Source organism: Parashewanella hymeniacidonis, assembly GCF_016900895.1.
Classification (GTDB): Bacteria; Pseudomonadota; Gammaproteobacteria; order Enterobacterales; family Shewanellaceae; genus Parashewanella; species Parashewanella hymeniacidonis.
The window spans coordinates 26,430-45,438 of record NZ_JAFEUN010000007.1; the positions used below are offsets into that span (position 1 = coordinate 26,430).

Below are 19,009 nucleotides of genomic sequence, written 5' to 3' on the forward strand. Positions count from 1 at the left end.
AGTTCAAAAAACTACACGCCCTCTTTTAAAAGAGGGCTATAAAAAGAATAATCATTTTAAAAATCGAGAGCTAAGATGAAAAAAGTTATAGCACTAGTGTGTACTCTATTATATTTCCCACTTACGAATGCGAGTGAAACTTCTACTGATACAAGTTTTTCATTAGGTGCAGGGTATCAATATGGTGGCGTGCTAGGTGTCCGATATAATTATCAAAACCAAAATCACGTATTTTTTGGTTCTCTGGGATTAGTTGGTGGAGCTTTGGGATACCAATACGTTTTCAGTGATGATAAGCACTCACTCGGAGTGAATGTTGGAAGTGAGGTGCTCACTAGCGAGGATGGATTTGCGGTTTTGGCTTATGAGTTTTACCCGAAAGGCTTTAAAGATGGAGGGTGGCAGTTCGGTGTCAGTGGTGGAATGAGAAGAGAAGATGAAAGCGGCTCTTTCGGTAAAGTAGGAAAGACAAAATCTGAACCTGCTGTTATGGTCTCCATTGGTTACAAATTTTAAGTTAAATAGTGTTTTCAGCGCCTCTTAATTTGTCTGGTGCTGATGCTTTTCTTAGAATTGTTGACGAAACTAAAGATTGACCATTTAGTGGTGTAGCCTCAGCAGCTACACCCAATCTTTCCAACTCACAAGCAAACTGTTCTCGCCAAACTTGCGGCAATCCTTTCTTTACATGCAATCTTTTACCATCAAACCCTAAGTTTTTAATGGTTAAATGAACATGCGGGCTATCAGTGTCAGTATGCAAAGCAAACACATATTGATAATTGTCTGCAAAGGTCTTTTTAGCAAAAGCACGAACGGCTTGTTTTACAGCTTTGGGTTCGATGCCATCGGGCATAGAAAGAACAAGGTGGGTGCTGTGGCGAGTTCGGCGCTTGGTGGAGGTTACTGGTTCTTCCCAATCTTGTGCGAGTTGCTGGATAGAAGTTTTGTCTTGGTAGACTTCACCAAGTTCATCTTCGACTTCTAATTTACCGTTACGGCTGATGTAGTCAAAGTGGCTTTGAGTGTGTGTGCTTGAGTAGCAATGGCCGCTTATCTTGACCATGACTTCGGGTGGCTTTTTACGGTAGCGAGAAAGTGATTTAATGTGGTTGGCTTTGTATCTAACATCACCTGATAACAGCCCTGAGATTTGATCATGCTGTAAATGGGGCATCAGTAATACTCCAACGCTGACAGTTTTTATTGAGTAAGTCGTTGACCTTTTGTTTGTGCTGATCGATTTTATTTTCCAACATTTCAATCATGTCTTTAGTGATTTTGTCGCTTTCTCGAAACTCGATATTCAACACTCTGGCTATTTGATTTAGGTTACGGCCAATTGCCGCTAACTGACGGTTGGATTGACGTAGCACATTGGTTTCTGTGTCGTTTAATACGGGTTGTTTATAAAGCTGAGAAAGTATGCAGGCCGTTGCCCAGTTGGTTTGGGAAACATAGCCTTCTATTTTGGCTCTGGCGGCTATTGCATGCAGGTTATTTGCAGAAAGTCTGACTGTGATTTTATTAGTTTTAACTTCTCGAAAATCAGAAGTGATAGCTGTATCGGGTGAGGATTGGTTTATTAAGGTTCGAACCATGCTTGAAGCCGTGATCCCTTTAGTATCACAGTAATGCCTGAGATTGGACTTTTCTTCATCACTGAGCAGTATTTCAATTCTAGCCATAACCACTCCCTAAGTTAGAATTTAACTATCAAATTACTACAGATAGAAGTGAGGTTGAATAGTTTTGATTGTTATAAGTTAGAGTAAAACACGGGCAGTATTGCATTCCCGTAAAATGCCAGCAAAACCTACGGGGTTTGCCATCAGTTTGCGAATCCTGCACTAGTCATTAAAAGATGATCACGAGTTTAAGCGTCTGTTTGCTTCTGGCCACAGAAAGGGCATTTAATTTTCTGTCTATCCCTTAATTGTAATGAGCAACCTCCGCATTGGCACCAAGATTGCGAAACTTGCTGGGTTACAAAAGCTCTGATCAAAACCCACGCTTCATTGATTGTAAAATTCTTCCAGCTTGTGTTTGTCAGCTTTAACTCGCTCCTTAACTCTTGATAAAAACAGTAGGCTTTTTGTAATTGCTGTAGATCTATTTTGTTGTGGTTGTTTTGAATCAGCTTTGAATAGATAGCAAATAAAAGTACGGCTTCAATCTGAGCGCATTTAGTTTTTAATAAGCTTTCAAAGTCTGGTAGTTGACCTGACTTTGGTGAGGCTTTATTCACTTCTCTATGTATCTGCCTGACAGCCTCAGCAGTCAGTCCAGTTTCTTGGGCAACAATGCTGGTGCGTAAACCAAGTTCGAGCAATTCAGCTGCTCTAACGGTTTTGCGGCTTTTATCTAAAGTACTCATGCGCTTTGTTCATTGCTGTGAAGTAAAGATAACAAATAACCAATATGAGGGATACGGCCGCTTCTGTGTTCTAAAAATCGGATAAGTTGTTGTTCACTGCCTCGCAAAGAAATAACTAGTTGCCCCGAGTCGGCTAATTCTTGAAGCTGGTAGATACTGCAATCTAGAACCGCATTTAATAATTCTGTAGATAACCCCGTTCTGATTTGAGCTAGTTGAATATCCTGAGTCACCATTTCTTTTATGCTCATTAAATACAGTAAATTAATCTGCGATAAATTTATGGTATCCATAACGCCTCCCAATTAAAGATTCATACCGAAGTTAGTGCTTGGTTTCGGAAGTCGATTGTTTGATTTGTACTAGGTGGTCGTTGCCGTTACTTAACGGTATGTGCTTGGTTTGAACCGATTGACCATTAAGTTGGCTATTGATTAAGCCGTCTACAACTTTACTTTCAATAGATTCAGGTAAGTTTTCAGACAGAAAAGTGTAGTGCTGAATGAAGCTTCTTTTCTTGCTTTCAAGCTGTGTTTGATGAGTATGGCAAAGCTGCTTCCAGTCACCAAATCTACTGAGTATCTTGCCTATTAATGGGTCTTTAAACTGTGGTCTTCCCCATGCACCGGTTCTTCGAATCGCTGTGACAACATCGCTCCATGCATGCTCTGCTTTTTGTTCAGCATTACCGCTTATGTACTGAATGATGTCGGCAGGTTTTGGGAAAAAAGCCCCGCTGTGGGTTGAACGAATATGGGTAGACAGCCCTGACTTAATTTGTTTAAGGCTGTAGGGTTTTAACACTTCAAAAGTTAAAGTGAGCAGCTGTGCGCTGAGGTTCTTACCATAAAGATTGGCTACGGTAGCCCATACTTTGGCAAACTCAGTTTTATCATTAGCGGTCATTGATAATTTTCTCCGAGATCGAATGCGCCCAGTTATCAGCTTCCTTATTATTTTCAGATTCCAGTTGTTCCTGTTTATTCGGTTGGGCTTGTACGTGGCGGTTAGTTATGGTGGTTCGGATATATTCATCCTCCCACTGTCGATTAGCTAACCAGTTGTGTGGCAGTGGTGTTTTGAGAGGATCACGATATTGAGTCCGAGACTGCTTTTGCTCAATCCACTTATCAATCACCGTTTGAGCAAGCTTGGTATCAATATGTAACGTAAGTTTGTTCCATTCTTGCTGTGCCTTAGCTTTTTTCTCTTTGCGAATTTGCAGTTGCCAGAAGCTATCGAAATCAGATGTTGGCGTTGCTTGTATAGGTTGCTTGTCACTAGACACTGTTTGGTTACTGTTTATTGGAATTGAACGGAATTGGTTGGAGTAATAAGAGAGGAATTCAGCTGGTAATTTATCCTTGTAATGATAAAGCCTTTCAGCGATAGCACTTCTGGCAATAAAGCCTTCAGGTATATCTTTGAGTAAGTAAAACGCTGCTTTACCTTGGTTGGGATTCTCAATAGGGTTAAATTTTAAATAGTTAGAGATCAATAACCAGCGGGTTTTATGACACCAAACAATAAAATTAGATTGAGTAAGTTGCTCAAGTGCTTGTGAAACGCATTTGTCGGTGAAATTTAAATCCGACTTGATATAACCTAAAGGTAACCGAAAGCAGCCGATTAAATTACAATGCTCAGAGCTTAATAAATACAATGCCATGAGTCTAGCGTGTAAACTCCAATCTTGTATTTCTGGTCTTGACCAAAATCGACAGGATATTTTTCCAAATTCGCGCATTAACTTGCTCCTCAAGATAATTTTGAAACCGTGTGATTTACACAGAAAATGCGAGATATGTGTAGAAACTACTCTTTTATACCGATGTGTCAATAGCAAACATTGTCGTTACGCATTTATTTTTGTACTCTCATCTGATGAATACTATGCCTGAAAGACTAGAGTACGTTTTAAAACAATCAGGTTGGAGTCAATCTGAATTGGCAAGACGCACTGGAGTAAAGCAACAAACTATTAGTCGAATGTGTACTGGCCAAACCCAGAACTCTCGATGTCTTGTGACTGTTTGCCAAGAACTGGGTGTAAATCCTGAGTGGTTATCATCTGGTGTGGGTGAGATCTACCAAGGTGAGGTTAAGGGAGTAAGTCAAATGACAAAGGTGCCGTTGATCAACTGGCATCAAGCAAAAGAGTGGAATCAGATAAAAGACAACCTTAAACAGTCAGGTGTTGAAGAGTGGCGGTTAATTCCTACCAACACCTTAAGAGAAGGATTCGCATTGCGAGTTAAAGGCGACAGCATGGAAGGTACAGGTAGTAAAACCGTACCTGATGGCTCCATTATTTTTGTAGATACTACAACAGAATGGCAAAGTGAAGACCTCGTTGTTGCCTGCTTACCTAAAAGTAGCGAAGCCACATTTAAGCAGTATGTTATTGATGGTAACAAAGCATTCTTACGTTCATACAACCTACTTTATCCTTTGATCCCATTAGATGGAGATTGTGAAATTATCGGTAAAGTAAAGTTGGCATTAGTCGAATTTGGGTGAAAATTCTGTGATGCATTAGCTTGTTGAACTATGTTTTTAGTTGATTTCTAAGACGAAATACAGCTCTTCCATGTTTAATATATGCTACGGATGAAAATAAGAATAAAATAATCTGTAAGCTCCCAACTAAGTAATTTGTTTGTATATTGCAGATGAATCTTACACTAATACGTTGTTCTCATAAATGAAAGAGTCGTGGGTTATAAATATTTTTCTATATTATCTACCACCTTCTGATGTGCTTCTCGCCTTTCTTCCAAATAATCGTAACGATCATAAATCGCAGCAACACCTTTGAGTTTGTGATTTAGGCACCGCTCTGCAACCTCGCCTGAAGTGCCAACTTGTGACAGCAGTGAACGGCAGGTGCGGCGAAGATCATGAACGGTGAAGTGCTCAATGCCAGCTTCACCTAGTTTATTCTGTCTAGGTCTTCCTGGACGAATCTTTTGTCCAAAAAGATTTGCAAGTGCATGATTCAGCGTATCATCACTAATGTAGCCTCGTTTTTTGCTTTCACGGCGAGAAGGGAATACAAAGTTAGAACCACAACAGCGAAATTGAAGTTCTTTAAGCCACTCAATGCATAGTTCAGGTAAGGGAACACTAATAGCTGATCCGTTTTTGCAACGTTCTTGAGGGATGTGCCATATCTTTTTTTCAAAATCGAATTCTTTCCATTCCGCTGCGATAAGTTCGCCTTTTCTTACTCCGAGAATGATGAGTAGTGAAACCGCTAGATAGTTCTCTCTGGTAAACTGAGTATTGTTTTCTCTAAATATTCTGAGAGCAACTTGTATTTCTGCGATTGTGAGAGTCCGGCTTCGGCTTTGTTCTACGCCGCCTGCATGACGGACGCTAAAAGCTTCTGCTGGATTGTGCTGTAATAAATTGAGTCGAATACCATGGCGAAATATTTGCTTGCAGTACATTAGTGCATCGTTAGCAATGGTTGGCCTATTGCTCTGGGTTATGGCTTCTATAGTCATTCTAATATCTAGGGGAGTGACCCGTTTTAAACCAAGTTCGCCAATGGTTGGAGCCAGATCTTTCGTGTAAATCCTTCTGGGAATTTGAGGGTGTTTTACTCGTTTTTCGATATCATTTCTGAGCCAGTCTTCTGCGAGGTCATTAACGGTAGCAATTTTTACTTGTGATGGGCGGTTTTTTTCTGCGATTGGGTCGATACCTTCAGCTATTTTAGCCTTAATTTTGATGGCTTCAACTGCTGCCTTAGCCAGTGATAACTCACCCTCTTGGTTACCGTATTTCCCTATGATCATCTCACGGCGTTTTTTGTTGATGGTATAGCGTAAAACCCAAAATCCAGAACCCTCATTGCTGATCCTAAAATATAATCCGTTACCAATAGCAAATCGTCCAGTATTGCCTTTTTTAAGTAAGGCTTTGATTTGTTTGTCGTTAAATTTGAGCGGCATCATGAAACCCTCTAAGATTGGTGACAGATTTACTTTATCTGGCATTTTTTTAGGTTTCAAATTAATTCTGTCACCATTTCTGTCACCACTATTTTGAAATTATGGGAAAGAAATAGAAAGAACTAGAAAAGATAAAAGCCGCTAACATCGCGACTTTTATATGTTTTGTGTTTGTTGGAAATGCGTGGGAAAATTATTCGACGTTTTGGATCTGCTCGCGCATTTGTTCTATAAGCACCTTCATTTCAACCGCTGCAGAAGTGACTTCTGAGCTGATGGATTTTGAAGCAAGCGTGTTTGATTCACGGTTAAATTCTTGCATCATAAAGTCTAAACGACGGCCTTGTGCGCCACCTTTTTTGAGGATGCGACGGGTTTCAGCGATGTGGGCATCAAGTCGGTCCATTTCTTCGGCGACGTCTTGTTTTTGAGCCAGCAATACCATTTCTTGCTCAATACGCGCAGGATCGAGCTCCCCTTGAATTTCGTCTAAACGAGACTGCAATTTGTCGCGTTGCCATTGCATGACTTGCGGCATGTGTTCACGCACGATTTTCACTTGCTCTTCGATTGAAACCAGACGAGTTTCTAACATCGCTTTTATGGCTTCACCTTCGCGTGAGCGTGATTCAATAAATTGATCAATAGCGCCATCAAAAACGGTTAGTAGTTCTTTGGCGATGGCATTCATGTCTTGCTCATTGGTGGTAAGTAAACCTGGCCACTTCATTAATTCAACTAAATCTAATTCGCCTTGACCGGCTTGCTGTTTGAGCTGATTAGCGGTATCAATAAGCTGTGAAGCTAATTCTTGGTTTAATGATATTTCGTTAGCGCTTGAATCAGAAAGCTCATAACGCAAATTCACTTCAACTTTGCCGCGGTTTAGACGTTTGCGAAGGCGATCTCTCAGTACGGGCTCTAAGCTACGAAAATGCTCAGGAAGGCGCAGATAAGTCTCTAAGTAGCGCTGATTAACAGAACGGATTTCCCACGAGGCATTGCCCCAGTCTGCTTTGTGCTCGATGCGAGCATAAGCCGTCATACTTTGGATCATGTTGAAACCTTTTGTATTCATCAAATTGACGCCAGTATAGCAAAGATTAATTTGTTTTTTTCTGTTCAAAATTGAACTGAAATTGTCGCTTTATTGGTCTTAATTATTAGTACGTATTGCGAACATGTTGATTAGATATTGATTTAGAGGTGAGAATCGCTATGCCTGGAAATATGTTAGATAAAGCTCAGAATACTCTATTTGGCGATATTACGCCTGATGCTCGCCGAGTTCAGCTCGCTGAAATGGCCGATGCAAGACAAGGTGTACTTTACTTTCTTTCAAAGTTAGAGATGGCTGACTCACCAAAACCTTCGTCAGTGTTAAATTCAGCATTACTAGGCATGTTTGGAAAAACCGCTGTGCTGGAAGATCTGTCTGCAGTTTCAGGAAAGATCGCTAGTACCACTTCAGCAGGGCAAATGTTAACGGCTGGCTGTGTTGATGCTATGGATTATGCGCATAAAATAGATCGGATGATTTCAGATTTTTGTGTGCAATTAATTGAAAAGTTGGTTTCTTATTTTAGTCGTTTTAGCTCTGCAATTGCAAACAAACTTCGGGCGTTGTCACCTACAGTTTTAACTCAGGTTGTTACCCAGTCAATCAGCCAATTGATAGGGCAAATTCCTGGTTGGCATTATGTAAAATCGGCTTGCATGATTTACGAGGCAGGTCGAAGAGCCATTGTCGAAACATTTAATTTAATTTCGCAGCTATGGAGTGGCTACGATGTTGATTTATTGAATGGGCATCCGTCTGTTATCGCCAATGCACTTGCTCGACATTCGGTTGCGGCCGCAACGAGTGGTGCTCGTGATGCGCTCATTCAAGGGACTGTGGTTGGATTAAAAGCGGCAGCTGATGCTGTAGGGATGACAGGAACCATTGTCGGGATTTTAAACAGTGTTTTCTTTGCGATATGGAATTTCATTGAAAAACTCGCTCAAAATTATTTTGTGAATAAAGCGTTGAAAGAAGCGGCTGATGATTGGGCGATAAGAGAATCATCAGTATCAATGATCTATGATCATAAACGGTTCTCTGAATGGTTCAGAAAAGCGGTAATTCCAGCTCCAATTTTAGCGGCACTGGTGATTAATTCGGGCGTAGCTGCGCATCCTTATCGTTTTTTAAGGCTGTTAAAAGAAGACGGTGTTGCTTCAGCTTCTGAATTAGCAAAAGGTGAGCAACACATTGAGAAACTCAAAGACATCAGTCAAAGCTATTTGGATAAATACATGAAAGCGTACGAAGTGACCTTTCATGGTAAGGACGCTTATGTCAGTGCGATTATGAATGACATTGTCCGCGGCGTTGCCAAACCAACTTCACCACATTTGTTGGAGTTGGCCTACAAAGCCCATGCGCAAAAAGTGGTAAATGAGGAAGGTGAAAGTGAGTGGGTGTTAGCTTACGAGGATGGCACCAAAGTCAGTTAATTTTAGACGGTAACCTTTCATATTGACTTAGTTTTAACGTTATATCGTATATTACTAAGTCAATATTTAGTATTTTGATTGAAATCGTATTTTGCTTCGCTCAATGACTTGGGCAGTAGGATCTCTTTACCATCATTAGCTCATGTTGCGTTAATTGTTTTTAATTCCTACTGAGTGTGCCATTTCATATTGATTTGGCTATAATAGCGCACAAATTTTTGTAAGCCTTTTCAAAAGGAAAATACCATGCGTCCAAGCAATCGTACTCCAGCGCAAGCTCGACCAATTACTATTACACGTAACTTTACCGCTCATGCAGAAGGTTCTGTATTAGTTGAGTTTGGTGAAACGAAAGTATTATGTACCGCAAGTTTCACTGAAGGCGTACCTCGTTTCCTTAAAGGTCAAGGTCAAGGCTGGGTAACGGCTGAATACGGTATGCTTCCACGTTCGACGCATTCAAGAATGGATCGTGAAGCGGCTCGTGGTAAACAGTCAGGACGTACACAAGAAATTCAACGCTTAATCGGTCGCAGCTTACGTGCGTGTGTTGATATGAAAGCACTGGGCGAAAACACCATTGTGATTGATTGTGACGTGATTCAAGCGGATGGTGGTACTCGCACGGCTTCGATCACTGGTGCATGTGTAGCATTAGTTGATGCGTTAAATCACGCTCGCAGTAAAGGTGTGATTAAAACTAACCCACTTAAGTTTTTAATTGCCGCAGTGAGTGTTGGTATTTATAAAGGCGAGCCAATCAGTGATCTTGAATATCTGGAAGACAGCGAAGCTGAAACCGATATGAATGTAGTAATGACAGAAACAGGTAAAATGATTGAAGTACAAGGTACCGCTGAAGGCGAACCGTTCAGTCATGAAGAGCTACTTGAAATGTTAAGCCTTGCGAAAAACAGTATAAGAGAAATTGTTGATGCGCAGAAAGCTGCATTGAATTGATTTGAAAAAAACGCCCCATAGAGGGCGTTTTTTCTATGCTAAACCCACTACCTTACACAATAAAATAGGATGAATTAATGAAAGCCTATCAAAAAGAATTTATCGAATTTGCGCTTGAACGTAATGTATTACGTTTTGGTGAGTTTACCTTGAAGTCAGGTCGCACAAGTCCATATTTTTTCAATGCAGGCTTATTTAACACCGGGCGCGATTTGGCAAAGCTTGGGCGTTTTTATGCCGCAGCGCTTGTTGATTCAGGTATCGACTATGATTTAGTTTTTGGTCCAGCTTATAAAGGCATTCCTATCGCAACGACTACAACCATAGCGTTAGCTGAACATCATGATATTGATGCGCCGTATTGCTTCAACCGCAAAGAGAAAAAAGATCACGGTGAAGGTGGTTCGCTGGTAGGAAGTGAGCTTCAAGGAAAAGTGATGCTGGTGGATGACGTTATTACAGCGGGCACGGCCATTCGTGAGTCGATGGAAATTATTCAAGCCAATAATGCGGAATTAGCTGGTGTATTGATTGCGTTAGACAGACAAGAAAAAGGCAAGGCGGAATTATCAGCAATACAAGAAGTTGAGCGTGATTTTGACTGTGGTGTTATCTCTATTGTGACCTTGGGTGATTTACTGATTTATCTTGAACAGAAACCAGAGATGGAAACTGAGCTTGCAGCAGTGTCAGCTTATCGTGAACAATACGGGATCTGATTAATGAAAAAACCGCTCTAAATATCTTTAGAGCGGATGTTATTGAGTTCGACTTTAGAACTTGTAGCTTGCCTGTACACCTAAAAGTAATACATCGCCTTCTGCATTACCGTTAAAGTGAACCGTTGCTAAGCCTGCAATGTCTTGCTCTTCATTAATTGGTGCATCACCATGGGCTTTAATGTAAGTGGCACTGAAGTCTAATGTTAGATCTTTGCTTGCTTGATATCCTGCACCCACTGAGTACCATAACCGATCAGAATCAGGAATTGTGGTTGTACGGTATTCATTCCTTACAGCGGTTTTATCCAGTGCAACACCAGCACGAGCAACCCATTGGTTGTTAATTTGGTAAGTACCACCGATGGCATAACGCAGGTTATTTTTAAAGTTTTCAACTTTAACTAGATCGGTATCACCAACAACACTTGCTGGTTTTTCATTTGGGAAGTGAGCAACGAGTTCTTTAAATACACTCCATTGCGTCCAATTAATGCTGGTGTGAAGAGCGAGCTTATCGGTTAATTGGTGAAACGTAGAAAACTCTGCAAAAGCAGGAATCTCTAGTGGTAACTGGCCATCAAATTTAGTCAGTTCACCTTGAGCATTACGATAAAGAGCGCCAGAAGCTGTGCCATCTAAATCGAATTTAACACCAGAATGATAAGCTAAGCCGATGCGGTTATTGTCATTCAGTTGGTAGGTGGTGCCAAGTTGCCAACCAAACGCTACATCATCACCTTTTAGTGATTTTAGGCTTGTGCCAGCTGAAGGGAGACGAGCTGCAACTTCTGGAGGCAATCCCGCTTTAATAGGTTCAATCCAAGCAGGCATAGAGGCGTTAAGCTCGCCTTCGCCATAAACGATACGTACACCACCGCCAATAGAAAGTTGCTCATTCAGCTTGTATGCAATATTAGGGGTGAACTCAACGGTTTTAATTGAAGTGTGTTGACCAAATAAAGCTGAAGCATGAGTCTCACTAACTTCCGTAGCTAAACCGTAATTAGAGTTAAGTGCGATGCCCCAAGTTAATTGGTCATTCAGTTGGTTTGAATAGTAAAAGTTAGGTACAGCAGCGTTATCTGCAACGTCAGTCGCACCAGCTGGAAGCGTAATTGGAACTGGAAGAAGTGCAGAGTCAATTGTCACGCTACCAGGAACGTCGACATTAGGCATGACATAAATAGCGCCGGTAGAAATTTGTCGGCCTTTAAGCTCGGTTAAAAGAGCTGGGTTACGACCTTGTGCTGAAGCGTTGTCAGCAATCGCGGCTTCACCTGCGAAGGCGCGCCCCATTCCTGTGGCAGAATATTCAGCAAGTTGGAAACCCGCTGCTTGAACTTGAGCTGTTGAAGCACAAAGAGCTGCAATAGCAACACTTAAAATACGTTTTTTCATTTTTTATTCTCTATTTTGCTACTACTTGCTGTGTAATACATTTCAACAAAAGCTGAAATTACAACGACAAGATAGAGTAAACATTCAATTAGCAGTGCGGAGTTTACTTACCAAAATGCGCATTGCAATAGTTAATGTGACTTTGTTCAAGTTTATTATTCTAAACACTTGACTAATTCGTATGATGTTCTGATTGTTGGTTTTATTTGATGTTAAGCAGAAACTCAGTATTCACTTAGGCTGGCGTGATTGTTACAATGTTGACCGATTGAGTGTTATGTTCAGTGTTTTTTTACACTCGGAAAGATGGATTTAGTTGCTAACAAATTGAATAAAAATGGAGTAAAAAGAAAAATGGACTTTAGGTGGTTATTGTTAGCACTCTCGCTGTTTATTCCTCACGTTTTTGCTTCGCCCATGACGGATATGGATGAGCTCGTTCCTTTGGTTTATCAATATCCTGCTGAAGCAGCAAAAAAAGTTGAATTACTGGATACGTCTAAATACACCTTTCGTGAAAAGTTACGCCTACAACTCATTCGCTGCGAACTACTTAATCAAAACGGTGATGGTCAAGCTGCGATTAATCTAGCCCAACTCTCGATTGCCCAAGCGAAATCAAATCAGTTAGAAGAAGCATTACCTTATTTTTATATTTGTATGGCGGATGGTTATTCGTCAGTTGGGCAGTTTACTCATACGTTTACATTGCTTGACGATGCGATTTCTCAGGCAAAAAAATCGAGTCAACTCCAAGCATTAGTTAATGCACTCAGAACAAGAGCTCAGTTTGATACAGAATTTGAAGATTTTAGTTCAGCGATTGAAGACCTGAGGTTAGCTATAGACATACTTCCTCAACAATTTAATCAAGACTTTAATTGGTTTTGGCTCCTGAAACCTTTATATATACAACAATGGCTAACATGTTTTTTTCGTCTAATGAGCTTGAATTGAGCTTAAAACATATTAAGTCTGCATTGGCTTCAAAGGATGCAATCGGAGCTGTTCGTTTTTTTGCACTTCTGAGTGCAGCAAGGTTTAACTTTAATGCTAATGATATTGAGCAAAGCTCGAGGTATATTGAAGAAGCAAAGCCAAGCTTAAACGAAATAGAGTCCGAAGAATTGCGCTATATTAGCCAAGCTATAATAGCTTCTCTTGAATTTGATTTTGGGAATTATCAGCAGGCTGAATCTCTATTAATTGAATCAATGAAAGTATTTTCTAAGCGTTACAAAGTAGTTCATTTAATGAGATCCAATCGACTATTGGCGCAAATTAAGTTTGCACAAGGAGAAAGTCATAAAGCTATCGAGTTAGCAAAGACTGCTATAGAGCAAGCAAAAACCTTGAAACAATATTCAGATTTGCAAACTTTATATCACCTTCTTGAAATGCACTATTTGAGAGTTCATGATAAAGATAGTGCTTACGAAAACCTGAAACTTGCTTATGAAGCCGGAAACCAAGCAAATAAAGAACTCAACAGTGCTCGTTTTATCCAGTACAAAGCTCGTTTAGATAGACAAGCTTCAATTAATAGTCAGCAAAAACAACTTATTTCCACGAAGGAACAGCCTCAGCCTGAATCTTACCGGGCCCTGAAATTAGTCTTTTTTGTATTTGGAATGCTCGGTATTTGTATCTTGTTTGTGATTATCCAAACGAAACGTCAGGCTAAACGTGAGCGAGCGCTAGCACAGCAGGAGTTGCCGATTAAACAAGAGCTTAATCAACTCTTGATTTCAGCAAAAAAACAATCGTCTCCGTTATCTTTGCTTTTGGTTCATATTGAGAAGTTGGATTTAACTCAGTTTGAAACACTTCAACAAGGTATTGATGATGTTGTCAGAGAGTCCGATATCGTAATTCAATATCCACCCTCTGAATTATTAGTCATATTACCTAATACCACTAACGCCGGTGCGCAAAAGGTCGTTGCAAATTTATATCGCCACATTAAGCAAGTGACACATCGAGATCATATCTTTGGCATGGCATCGATGCAGCAGTTTGATCAAATCGACCAATTGATTAAAAGGGCCAACTTCGATCGTTTAACTCAGCTGAAAAACCGTGAGATCAGAACGTCAAAATTTGATGACGTTCAAGCGGCGAATACATGATGCATCAGTTTTCAATTAAGTACTGATTAATTGTTTCAATAAATTCATTACCAAAACGCTCTAATTTACGTTCACCAACACCATTAATGGCTAAGAATTCATACTTATCTGTGGGAGTCTGTGCTGCCATTTCAGCTAACGTTGCGTCACTGAATACTAAGTAAGGTGGTATTTCTAGTTCATCCGCTAGCTTACGTCTTAATGATTTTAACTTTGCAAATAACTGGCGGTCATAGTGTTGTGGGGCCCTAGAGTTACCTTTTGATTTTCGAGTCGCTACCGACAACTGCATTCTTGGCACGGCTAGTTGCAATGGTTGCTCACCCATTAACACATTTCGAGCTTGTGGGTTTAGGCGTACAGACGAACCACGAGTGACATCTTGTGTGGCAAGTCCTAGATGTATTAACTGACGACAAACACTCAGCCAATGCTCATGGGACTTATCTTTACCAATGCCCCACGTTGATAACTTATTATGTCCACGTTCTACGACCAAATGATTCTGAGAGCCTCTCAGTACGTCGATTAAATAATTGAGTCCATAACTCTGTTTGATGCGATATATGCAAGATAAGACCTTTTGTGCATCTTCTAGACCATCATATTGCTTAGGTGGGTCAAGACAAATGTCGCAGTTACCACAAGGTTCGTTAGCTGGCTCATCAAAGTAGTGGAGTAATACTTGGCGGCGGCAAGTCTGTGCTTCGGCAAAGGCTGCCATCGAATTAAGCTTATGTAGCTCAACTCGTTGTTGTTCGTTTGGCTGTGATTGTTCGATTAAATGTCTAACTCGGCCAATATCCGCAGGATCATATAACAGCAGTGCTTCTGCTTCTAACCCGTCACGCCCAGCTCGGCCTGTTTCTTGATAATAAGACTCGACACTTTTTGGAATATCATAATGCACAACGAAGCGTACGTTAGATTTGTTGATACCCATACCAAAAGCCACAGTAGCGACTACAACATCAATGTGATCTTTTAAAAACTCATCTTGAACCGTTGCTCGTTGTTCCTGGGTTTTTCCTGCATGGTAAGCCTTGGCATTAATGCCTTGCATGACTAAGCGATCGGCGACTTCATCAACCCGTTTACGACTTGTGCAATAAACGATGCCGCTTTGGCCTTGTTGTTCAGCGACAAACTTTCTAAGTTGCTGAGCCGCATTAAGCTTTTCAACAACGGTATAACGAATGTTTGGCCTGTCGAAGCTAGACAACCACTTAAAAGGTGTGATGTTCAGGCGCTCACAAATACTTTCTCTTGTGGCGTAGTCTGCAGTAGCTGTCAACGCCATCATTGGAATATTAGGAAAGTGCTGCTTGAGCTTTCCTAATTGGGCATATTCAGGTCTAAAATCATGTCCCCATTGACTGATGCAGTGAGCTTCATCAATAGCAAAAAGGCTAACATTGGCCTCCTTAATACGTTCAATGAAGTCACCATAGAGCAAGCGTTCTGGTGATACATAAAGCAGCTTCAATTCACCGAAAAATAATTGTCGAAGTATTGATGAACTTTGCTCTCTTGATTGTGACGAATTAAGGTAAGCGGCAGCAACACCCTGTTGAATTAAGCTATCTACTTGGTCTTTCATCAACGAGATAAGTGGTGAAACAACAATGGTAACACCAGGCAGCAACATGGCTGGGAGTTGATAGCAAATACTTTTGCCTCCCCCTGTAGGCATGATAGATAGTGTATCTCTACCCTGTAAGCAATGTTCAATCACCTCGCGCTGGCCATGACGAAAATCTCGATAACCAAAGACTTGAGCTAAACACTGAAGCAATGGATCTTGTGGGGTTTGGTTATCAAAAGCCTGCATTAGCGACTGCCTTGTAGCCAGAAGTGAAAGCCGATCATTTTATGTTGTGCCTCAACGATAAGCAATCTATTGTAAGGTGTTGATGATAAGTTTCTGTAAAGTTTAGGTGCTTAGATGAAGTGCAATATGTGGCGCATTGTAGGTCGTCGCACCGTAGCTTTTAATCTTAATTACCACGCTGCGGAGTGCTAAAGGTGTACATCAGCAAATGGTGAAAACTGCTGTTCATAATCTAATTCAGTATTTTTGTGATTATGATTGTGCAAAATACAGCTTATCAATACAATTGCGCACTTTACTATTTTAAGACTTAAAATATGCCAGAAAACGAACACCAAAAGGGCGTGATACTTGCTATTTTTGCCTATACCATATGGGGCATAGCACCGCTTTATTTCAAATTGCTTGAGCCAGTACCTGCACCAGAAATTTTGTTGCATCGAGTCATTTGGTCATTCGTATTTATGATTGGTTTACTGGGCTTAACTCGTGGCTTTAGCTCGTTAAAAGCGTTGATGACATACAAGAAAAAAATAGCCGTGTTGAGCATTACCTCAGTATTAATTGCATTTAACTGGTTATTGTTTATTTGGGCAGTAAATAATGAACATATGCTTGATGCCAGTCTAGGCTACTTCATTAATCCGCTCTTTAATGTGGTGCTTGGCTTAGTTTTTTTGAGTGAACGTTTAAGTCGACTGCAATGGTTTGCTGTTGCATTGGCGTTAACTGGTGTTGTGGTACAGCTCATTTCTTTTGGTTCTATTCCAATTGTATCTTTGGCGCTAGCCGGTTCGTTTAGCATTTATGGTTTATTACGTAAAAAAGCAAAAGTGGATGCTCAAACGGGCTTATTAGTCGAAACGGCACTGCTGATTCCGGTTGCCATTTTATATGTAGTGTATTTGGTGCAGTCAGGTCAAAACGATTTAATGTCGTATGATTTAGACATTAACTTGTTGCTGTTACTGGCCGGTGTTGTTACATCGATTCCCTTGTTGTGTTTTGCTGGTGCTGCTATTCGTATTCCGCTTTCAATGTTAGGTTTTTTTCAATATATCGGCCCAAGCTTGATGTTTATTTTAGCGACCATGATATTCAAAGAACCCTTTGGCCTAGATAAAGCCATTACGTTTGGTTTCATTTGGGCAGCTTTAATCGTATTTACTGCAGATATGTGGATTCAACGACGTGGACGTTTAACAATAAAAAACTCATCTTCATGATGAGTTTTTTGTAACATCAATCCATTCGAGGTATCTGCTTTAATTTAGATAATGCTTGTTGTGGATGATCAACACTGAATATCAGTAGTAGATTTTCCTTTGTAGGCAAGACAATGACCTTGGTGGGGGCTGTAACAGAAAGCAAAGCTTTAGTCGCCCCGTGATAAGGTTGATCTAATTGAAAGTACCCAAGTTGATAACCCGGTAAGCCAATCCCGTTTTGCCTAAATTTAATCTGAAAGTCTTTGCTTTGAGTTAAGTCGACGATTTGAGCATTGCCAATATCTAGTACTCTTAACGGTATGGACTTGCTGTAGAGTGGAACATCAAACTCAAGGTTACTTTCACTGATTTCAATATCGGCTTTGAAGCTGTGAATGAAAACATAGCACAAGCTGCCAAAGATCATGGCAAGAAGGGTCAGCCATAAGTATTTAAACCAACCTAATGCATTGCGGCCTTTAGAAAGTACAATCAATAATAAAGCAAGAATGGCAATGAACCACCACAAACCAGTGGTGTGCAAGTCTGAAAGTGGGATACGAAAGGCGTCCATATTCACAGTCCTTTGTGAAAGCTTTCCTCTAACTTAGTTTTTGAGACATAATATGTCAAATTAATTTAGAGCAAAAAAAAGCCCCGACATGCGGAGCTTTTTATTCTACAACAAGTAAAATTACTTAATTTTAGCTTCTTTGTAGATAACATGCTTACGAACAACTGGATCAAATTTCTTGATTTCCATTTTTTCTGGCATGTTACGCTTGTTCTTCTCAGTAGTATAGAAGTGACCAGTCTTAGCACTAGATACTAGCTTGATCTTTTCGCGATTACCTTTAGATTTAGCCATTTTCTATTATACCTTCTCACCACGGGCACGCATTTCAGTAACAACTACTTCGATGCCCTTCTTATCGATGATACGCATACCTTTAGTAGAAACACGTAGCTTAACAAAACGCTTTTCTGATTCTAACCAAAAGCGGTGGCTTTGTAGGTTAGGTAAAAAGCGACGACGGGTCGCGTTCTTTGCGTGCGAACGGTTGTTACCAACCATTGGACGCTTGCCAGTTACTTGGCATACTCTTGACATGTCAATCTTCTCCAAAACAATTTTTAACGCTCGAGCATTAATGTACCTCGTATGGCCGTCGCCCGAGGCACAAAGAGGGCGCATTTTATACACGATTCATAGGGTAAGATCAAGCAAATCTTTAATTAATCCATCCTCTTTCTGCGAAAGATACGATGTCCCTATCGCCTACAACCAAGTGGTCAAGTACATTTACCTCTATGGTTTCTAAGGCTTTTTGTATTCTCGATGTAATGCTTTTATCCGCCTGACTGGGCTCAGCCACGCCAGAGGGATGGTTGTGACATAAAATCACTGCTGCTGCGTTTTTATTGAGCACCAGTTCCACCAACTCTCTTGGGTAAACCGATGCGCTATTTATTGTGCCACGGAATAATTCAATAAATTGAATCACTCGATGCTGAGAATCCAACATCAAAACCGCAAACACTTCGTAATTCCGATCCGCTAACTGCTGAGTCAAATAATCACGAGTAATATCGGGATTTTCAAGCACAGGACCTCGATGCAAGTTTTCTTTGGCTAACCGTCTTGAAAGTTCGGCTGCAGCTTGCAACTGCGCATATTTTACAGGTCCAATCCCCGGAAGTCGACAGATCTGTTTCGAAGATGCTGATAATAATGCTCTTAAACTGCCAAAAGTGTTAATTAACTCTCTTGCAAGGTCGACGGCATTGAGTTGTTTGCTGCCATTCCTGAGTAAAACGGCGAGAATTTCGGCATCAGATAAATGCTCTGCGCCGTATTGAAGGAGTTTTTCTCTTGGGCCTTCTCCATCAGGCCATTCGCTGATTGCCATTTTCATCCTTGAAATA

The 19,009-nt window shown here is 40.7% G+C and carries 22 protein-coding genes; 8 read left to right on the plus strand and 14 right to left on the minus strand.

Annotated features, from left to right (window positions below; translation table 11 throughout):
* Positions 1–75 precede the first annotated feature (75 nt).
* Positions 76–516 carry a hypothetical protein gene (locus JQC92_RS02665; RefSeq protein ID WP_204998201.1) on the plus strand — a complete coding sequence of 147 codons (441 nt, stop codon included), beginning with the start codon at positions 76–78 and terminating at the stop codon, positions 514–516.
* 1 nt (position 517) lies between these two features.
* Here the strand turns inward: JQC92_RS02665 and JQC92_RS02670 are convergent, their stop codons facing one another.
* From JQC92_RS02670 to JQC92_RS02695, 6 genes are all read right to left on the minus strand, one after another.
* Positions 518–1,177, minus strand: coding sequence for a relaxase/mobilization nuclease domain-containing protein (locus tag JQC92_RS02670; RefSeq protein ID WP_204998202.1), 660 nt, complete (start codon positions 1,175–1,177; stop codon positions 518–520).
* Positions 1,158–1,688, minus strand: a complete 531-nt coding sequence (locus JQC92_RS02675; RefSeq protein ID WP_204998203.1) for a plasmid mobilization protein — start codon at positions 1,686–1,688, stop codon at positions 1,158–1,160. Before JQC92_RS02675 ends, JQC92_RS02670 begins: the two co-directional genes overlap by 20 nt.
* Positions 1,689–1,876: 188 nt before the next feature.
* Positions 1,877–2,377: a FlhC family transcriptional regulator gene (locus tag JQC92_RS02680; RefSeq protein WP_204998204.1), complete on the minus strand. Its 501-nt coding sequence runs from the start codon at positions 2,375–2,377 to the stop codon at positions 1,877–1,879.
* Positions 2,374–2,670 (minus strand): flagellar transcriptional regulator FlhD, encoded by a 297-nt coding sequence (locus JQC92_RS02685; protein ID WP_204998205.1) that lies wholly within the window; start codon positions 2,668–2,670, stop codon positions 2,374–2,376. The genes JQC92_RS02680 and JQC92_RS02685 overlap by 4 nt, the downstream gene beginning before the upstream one ends.
* 31 nt (positions 2,671–2,701) lie before the next feature.
* The gene (locus tag JQC92_RS02690; protein WP_204998206.1) at positions 2,702–3,283 is read right to left on the minus strand and encodes a DUF6475 domain-containing protein; all 582 of its coding nucleotides are present in this window, start codon (positions 3,281–3,283) and stop codon (positions 2,702–2,704) included.
* Entirely contained in the window at positions 3,273–4,124 is an 852-nt protein-coding gene (locus JQC92_RS02695) for a hypothetical protein (protein WP_204998207.1), read from the minus strand. Before JQC92_RS02695 ends, JQC92_RS02690 begins: the two co-directional genes overlap by 11 nt.
* Before the next feature lie 146 nt (positions 4,125–4,270).
* Between JQC92_RS02695 and JQC92_RS02700 the strand changes: the two genes are divergently transcribed.
* Positions 4,271–4,897: a LexA family protein gene (locus JQC92_RS02700; RefSeq protein ID WP_204998208.1), complete on the plus strand. Its 627-nt coding sequence runs from the start codon at positions 4,271–4,273 to the stop codon at positions 4,895–4,897.
* A 200-nt stretch (positions 4,898–5,097) separates the two neighbouring features.
* On the opposite strand, the gene JQC92_RS02705 is transcribed toward JQC92_RS02700, so the two are convergent.
* On the minus strand, positions 5,098–6,339 hold the full coding sequence (locus JQC92_RS02705) for a tyrosine-type recombinase/integrase (protein ID WP_338049484.1): 1,242 nt from the start codon (positions 6,337–6,339) through the stop codon (positions 5,098–5,100).
* Positions 6,340–6,529: 190 nt separating this feature from the next.
* On the minus strand, positions 6,530–7,393 hold the full coding sequence (locus JQC92_RS02710; protein WP_204998239.1) for a YicC/YloC family endoribonuclease: 864 nt from the start codon (positions 7,391–7,393) through the stop codon (positions 6,530–6,532).
* Between the two features lie 161 nt (positions 7,394–7,554).
* Here JQC92_RS02710 and JQC92_RS02715 point away from each other — a divergent pair, with 161 nt between their 5' ends.
* The 3 genes from JQC92_RS02715 to pyrE all read left to right on the plus strand — a co-directional run bounded on the left by JQC92_RS02715 (position 7,555) and on the right by pyrE (position 10,514).
* The gene (locus tag JQC92_RS02715; protein ID WP_204998209.1) at positions 7,555–8,835 is read left to right on the plus strand and encodes a hypothetical protein; all 1,281 of its coding nucleotides are present in this window, start codon (positions 7,555–7,557) and stop codon (positions 8,833–8,835) included.
* A gap of 246 nt (positions 8,836–9,081) precedes the next feature.
* Positions 9,082–9,795, plus strand: coding sequence for a ribonuclease PH (gene rph, locus JQC92_RS02720; RefSeq protein WP_204998210.1), 714 nt, complete (start codon positions 9,082–9,084; stop codon positions 9,793–9,795).
* A 77-nt stretch (positions 9,796–9,872) separates the two neighbouring features.
* Positions 9,873–10,514 (plus strand): orotate phosphoribosyltransferase, encoded by a 642-nt coding sequence (gene pyrE / locus JQC92_RS02725; RefSeq protein ID WP_204998211.1) that lies wholly within the window; start codon positions 9,873–9,875, stop codon positions 10,512–10,514.
* Positions 10,515–10,568: 54 nt separating this feature from the next.
* Here pyrE and JQC92_RS02730 read toward each other — a convergent pair whose 3' ends face one another.
* Positions 10,569–11,915: an outer membrane protein transport protein gene (locus JQC92_RS02730; RefSeq protein ID WP_204998212.1), complete on the minus strand. Its 1,347-nt coding sequence runs from the start codon at positions 11,913–11,915 to the stop codon at positions 10,569–10,571.
* Positions 11,916–12,221: 306 nt separating this feature from the next.
* Here JQC92_RS02730 and JQC92_RS02735 point away from each other — a divergent pair, with 306 nt between their 5' ends.
* Together JQC92_RS02735 and JQC92_RS02740 are read left to right on the plus strand one after the other, a co-directional pair.
* Positions 12,222–12,872 (plus strand): hypothetical protein, encoded by a 651-nt coding sequence (locus JQC92_RS02735; RefSeq protein ID WP_204998213.1) that lies wholly within the window; start codon positions 12,222–12,224, stop codon positions 12,870–12,872.
* Positions 12,869–14,044 (plus strand): tetratricopeptide repeat protein, encoded by a 1,176-nt coding sequence (locus JQC92_RS02740; protein ID WP_204998214.1) that lies wholly within the window; start codon positions 12,869–12,871, stop codon positions 14,042–14,044. The genes JQC92_RS02735 and JQC92_RS02740 overlap by 4 nt, the downstream gene beginning before the upstream one ends.
* A gap of 4 nt (positions 14,045–14,048) precedes the next feature.
* On the opposite strand, the gene recQ is transcribed toward JQC92_RS02740, so the two are convergent.
* Entirely contained in the window at positions 14,049–15,875 is a 1,827-nt protein-coding gene (recQ, locus tag JQC92_RS02745; protein ID WP_204998215.1) for a DNA helicase RecQ, read from the minus strand.
* Positions 15,876–16,192: 317 nt separating this feature from the next.
* Here recQ and rarD point away from each other — a divergent pair, with 317 nt between their 5' ends.
* Positions 16,193–17,101 carry an EamA family transporter RarD gene (rarD, locus tag JQC92_RS02750; protein ID WP_129945127.1) on the plus strand — a complete coding sequence of 303 codons (909 nt, stop codon included), beginning with the start codon at positions 16,193–16,195 and terminating at the stop codon, positions 17,099–17,101.
* Between the two features lie 16 nt (positions 17,102–17,117).
* On the opposite strand, the gene JQC92_RS02755 is transcribed toward rarD, so the two are convergent.
* The 4 genes from JQC92_RS02755 to radC all read right to left on the minus strand — a co-directional run bounded on the left by JQC92_RS02755 (position 17,118) and on the right by radC (position 18,993).
* Positions 17,118–17,657: a PH domain-containing protein gene (locus JQC92_RS02755; protein ID WP_129945128.1), complete on the minus strand. Its 540-nt coding sequence runs from the start codon at positions 17,655–17,657 to the stop codon at positions 17,118–17,120.
* Between the two features lie 120 nt (positions 17,658–17,777).
* A complete protein-coding gene (gene rpmG / locus JQC92_RS02760) occupies positions 17,778–17,951 on the minus strand; it encodes a 50S ribosomal protein L33 (RefSeq protein ID WP_129945129.1) in 174 nt (57 codons plus the stop codon).
* A 6-nt stretch (positions 17,952–17,957) separates the two neighbouring features.
* Complete coding sequence (rpmB, locus tag JQC92_RS02765; protein ID WP_129945130.1) at positions 17,958–18,194, minus strand: 50S ribosomal protein L28; 237 nt, start codon at positions 18,192–18,194, stop codon at positions 17,958–17,960.
* Between the two features lie 121 nt (positions 18,195–18,315).
* Positions 18,316–18,993, minus strand: coding sequence for a RadC family protein (gene radC, locus JQC92_RS02770; protein WP_204998216.1), 678 nt, complete (start codon positions 18,991–18,993; stop codon positions 18,316–18,318).
* Positions 18,994–19,009: the final 16 nt, after the last annotated feature.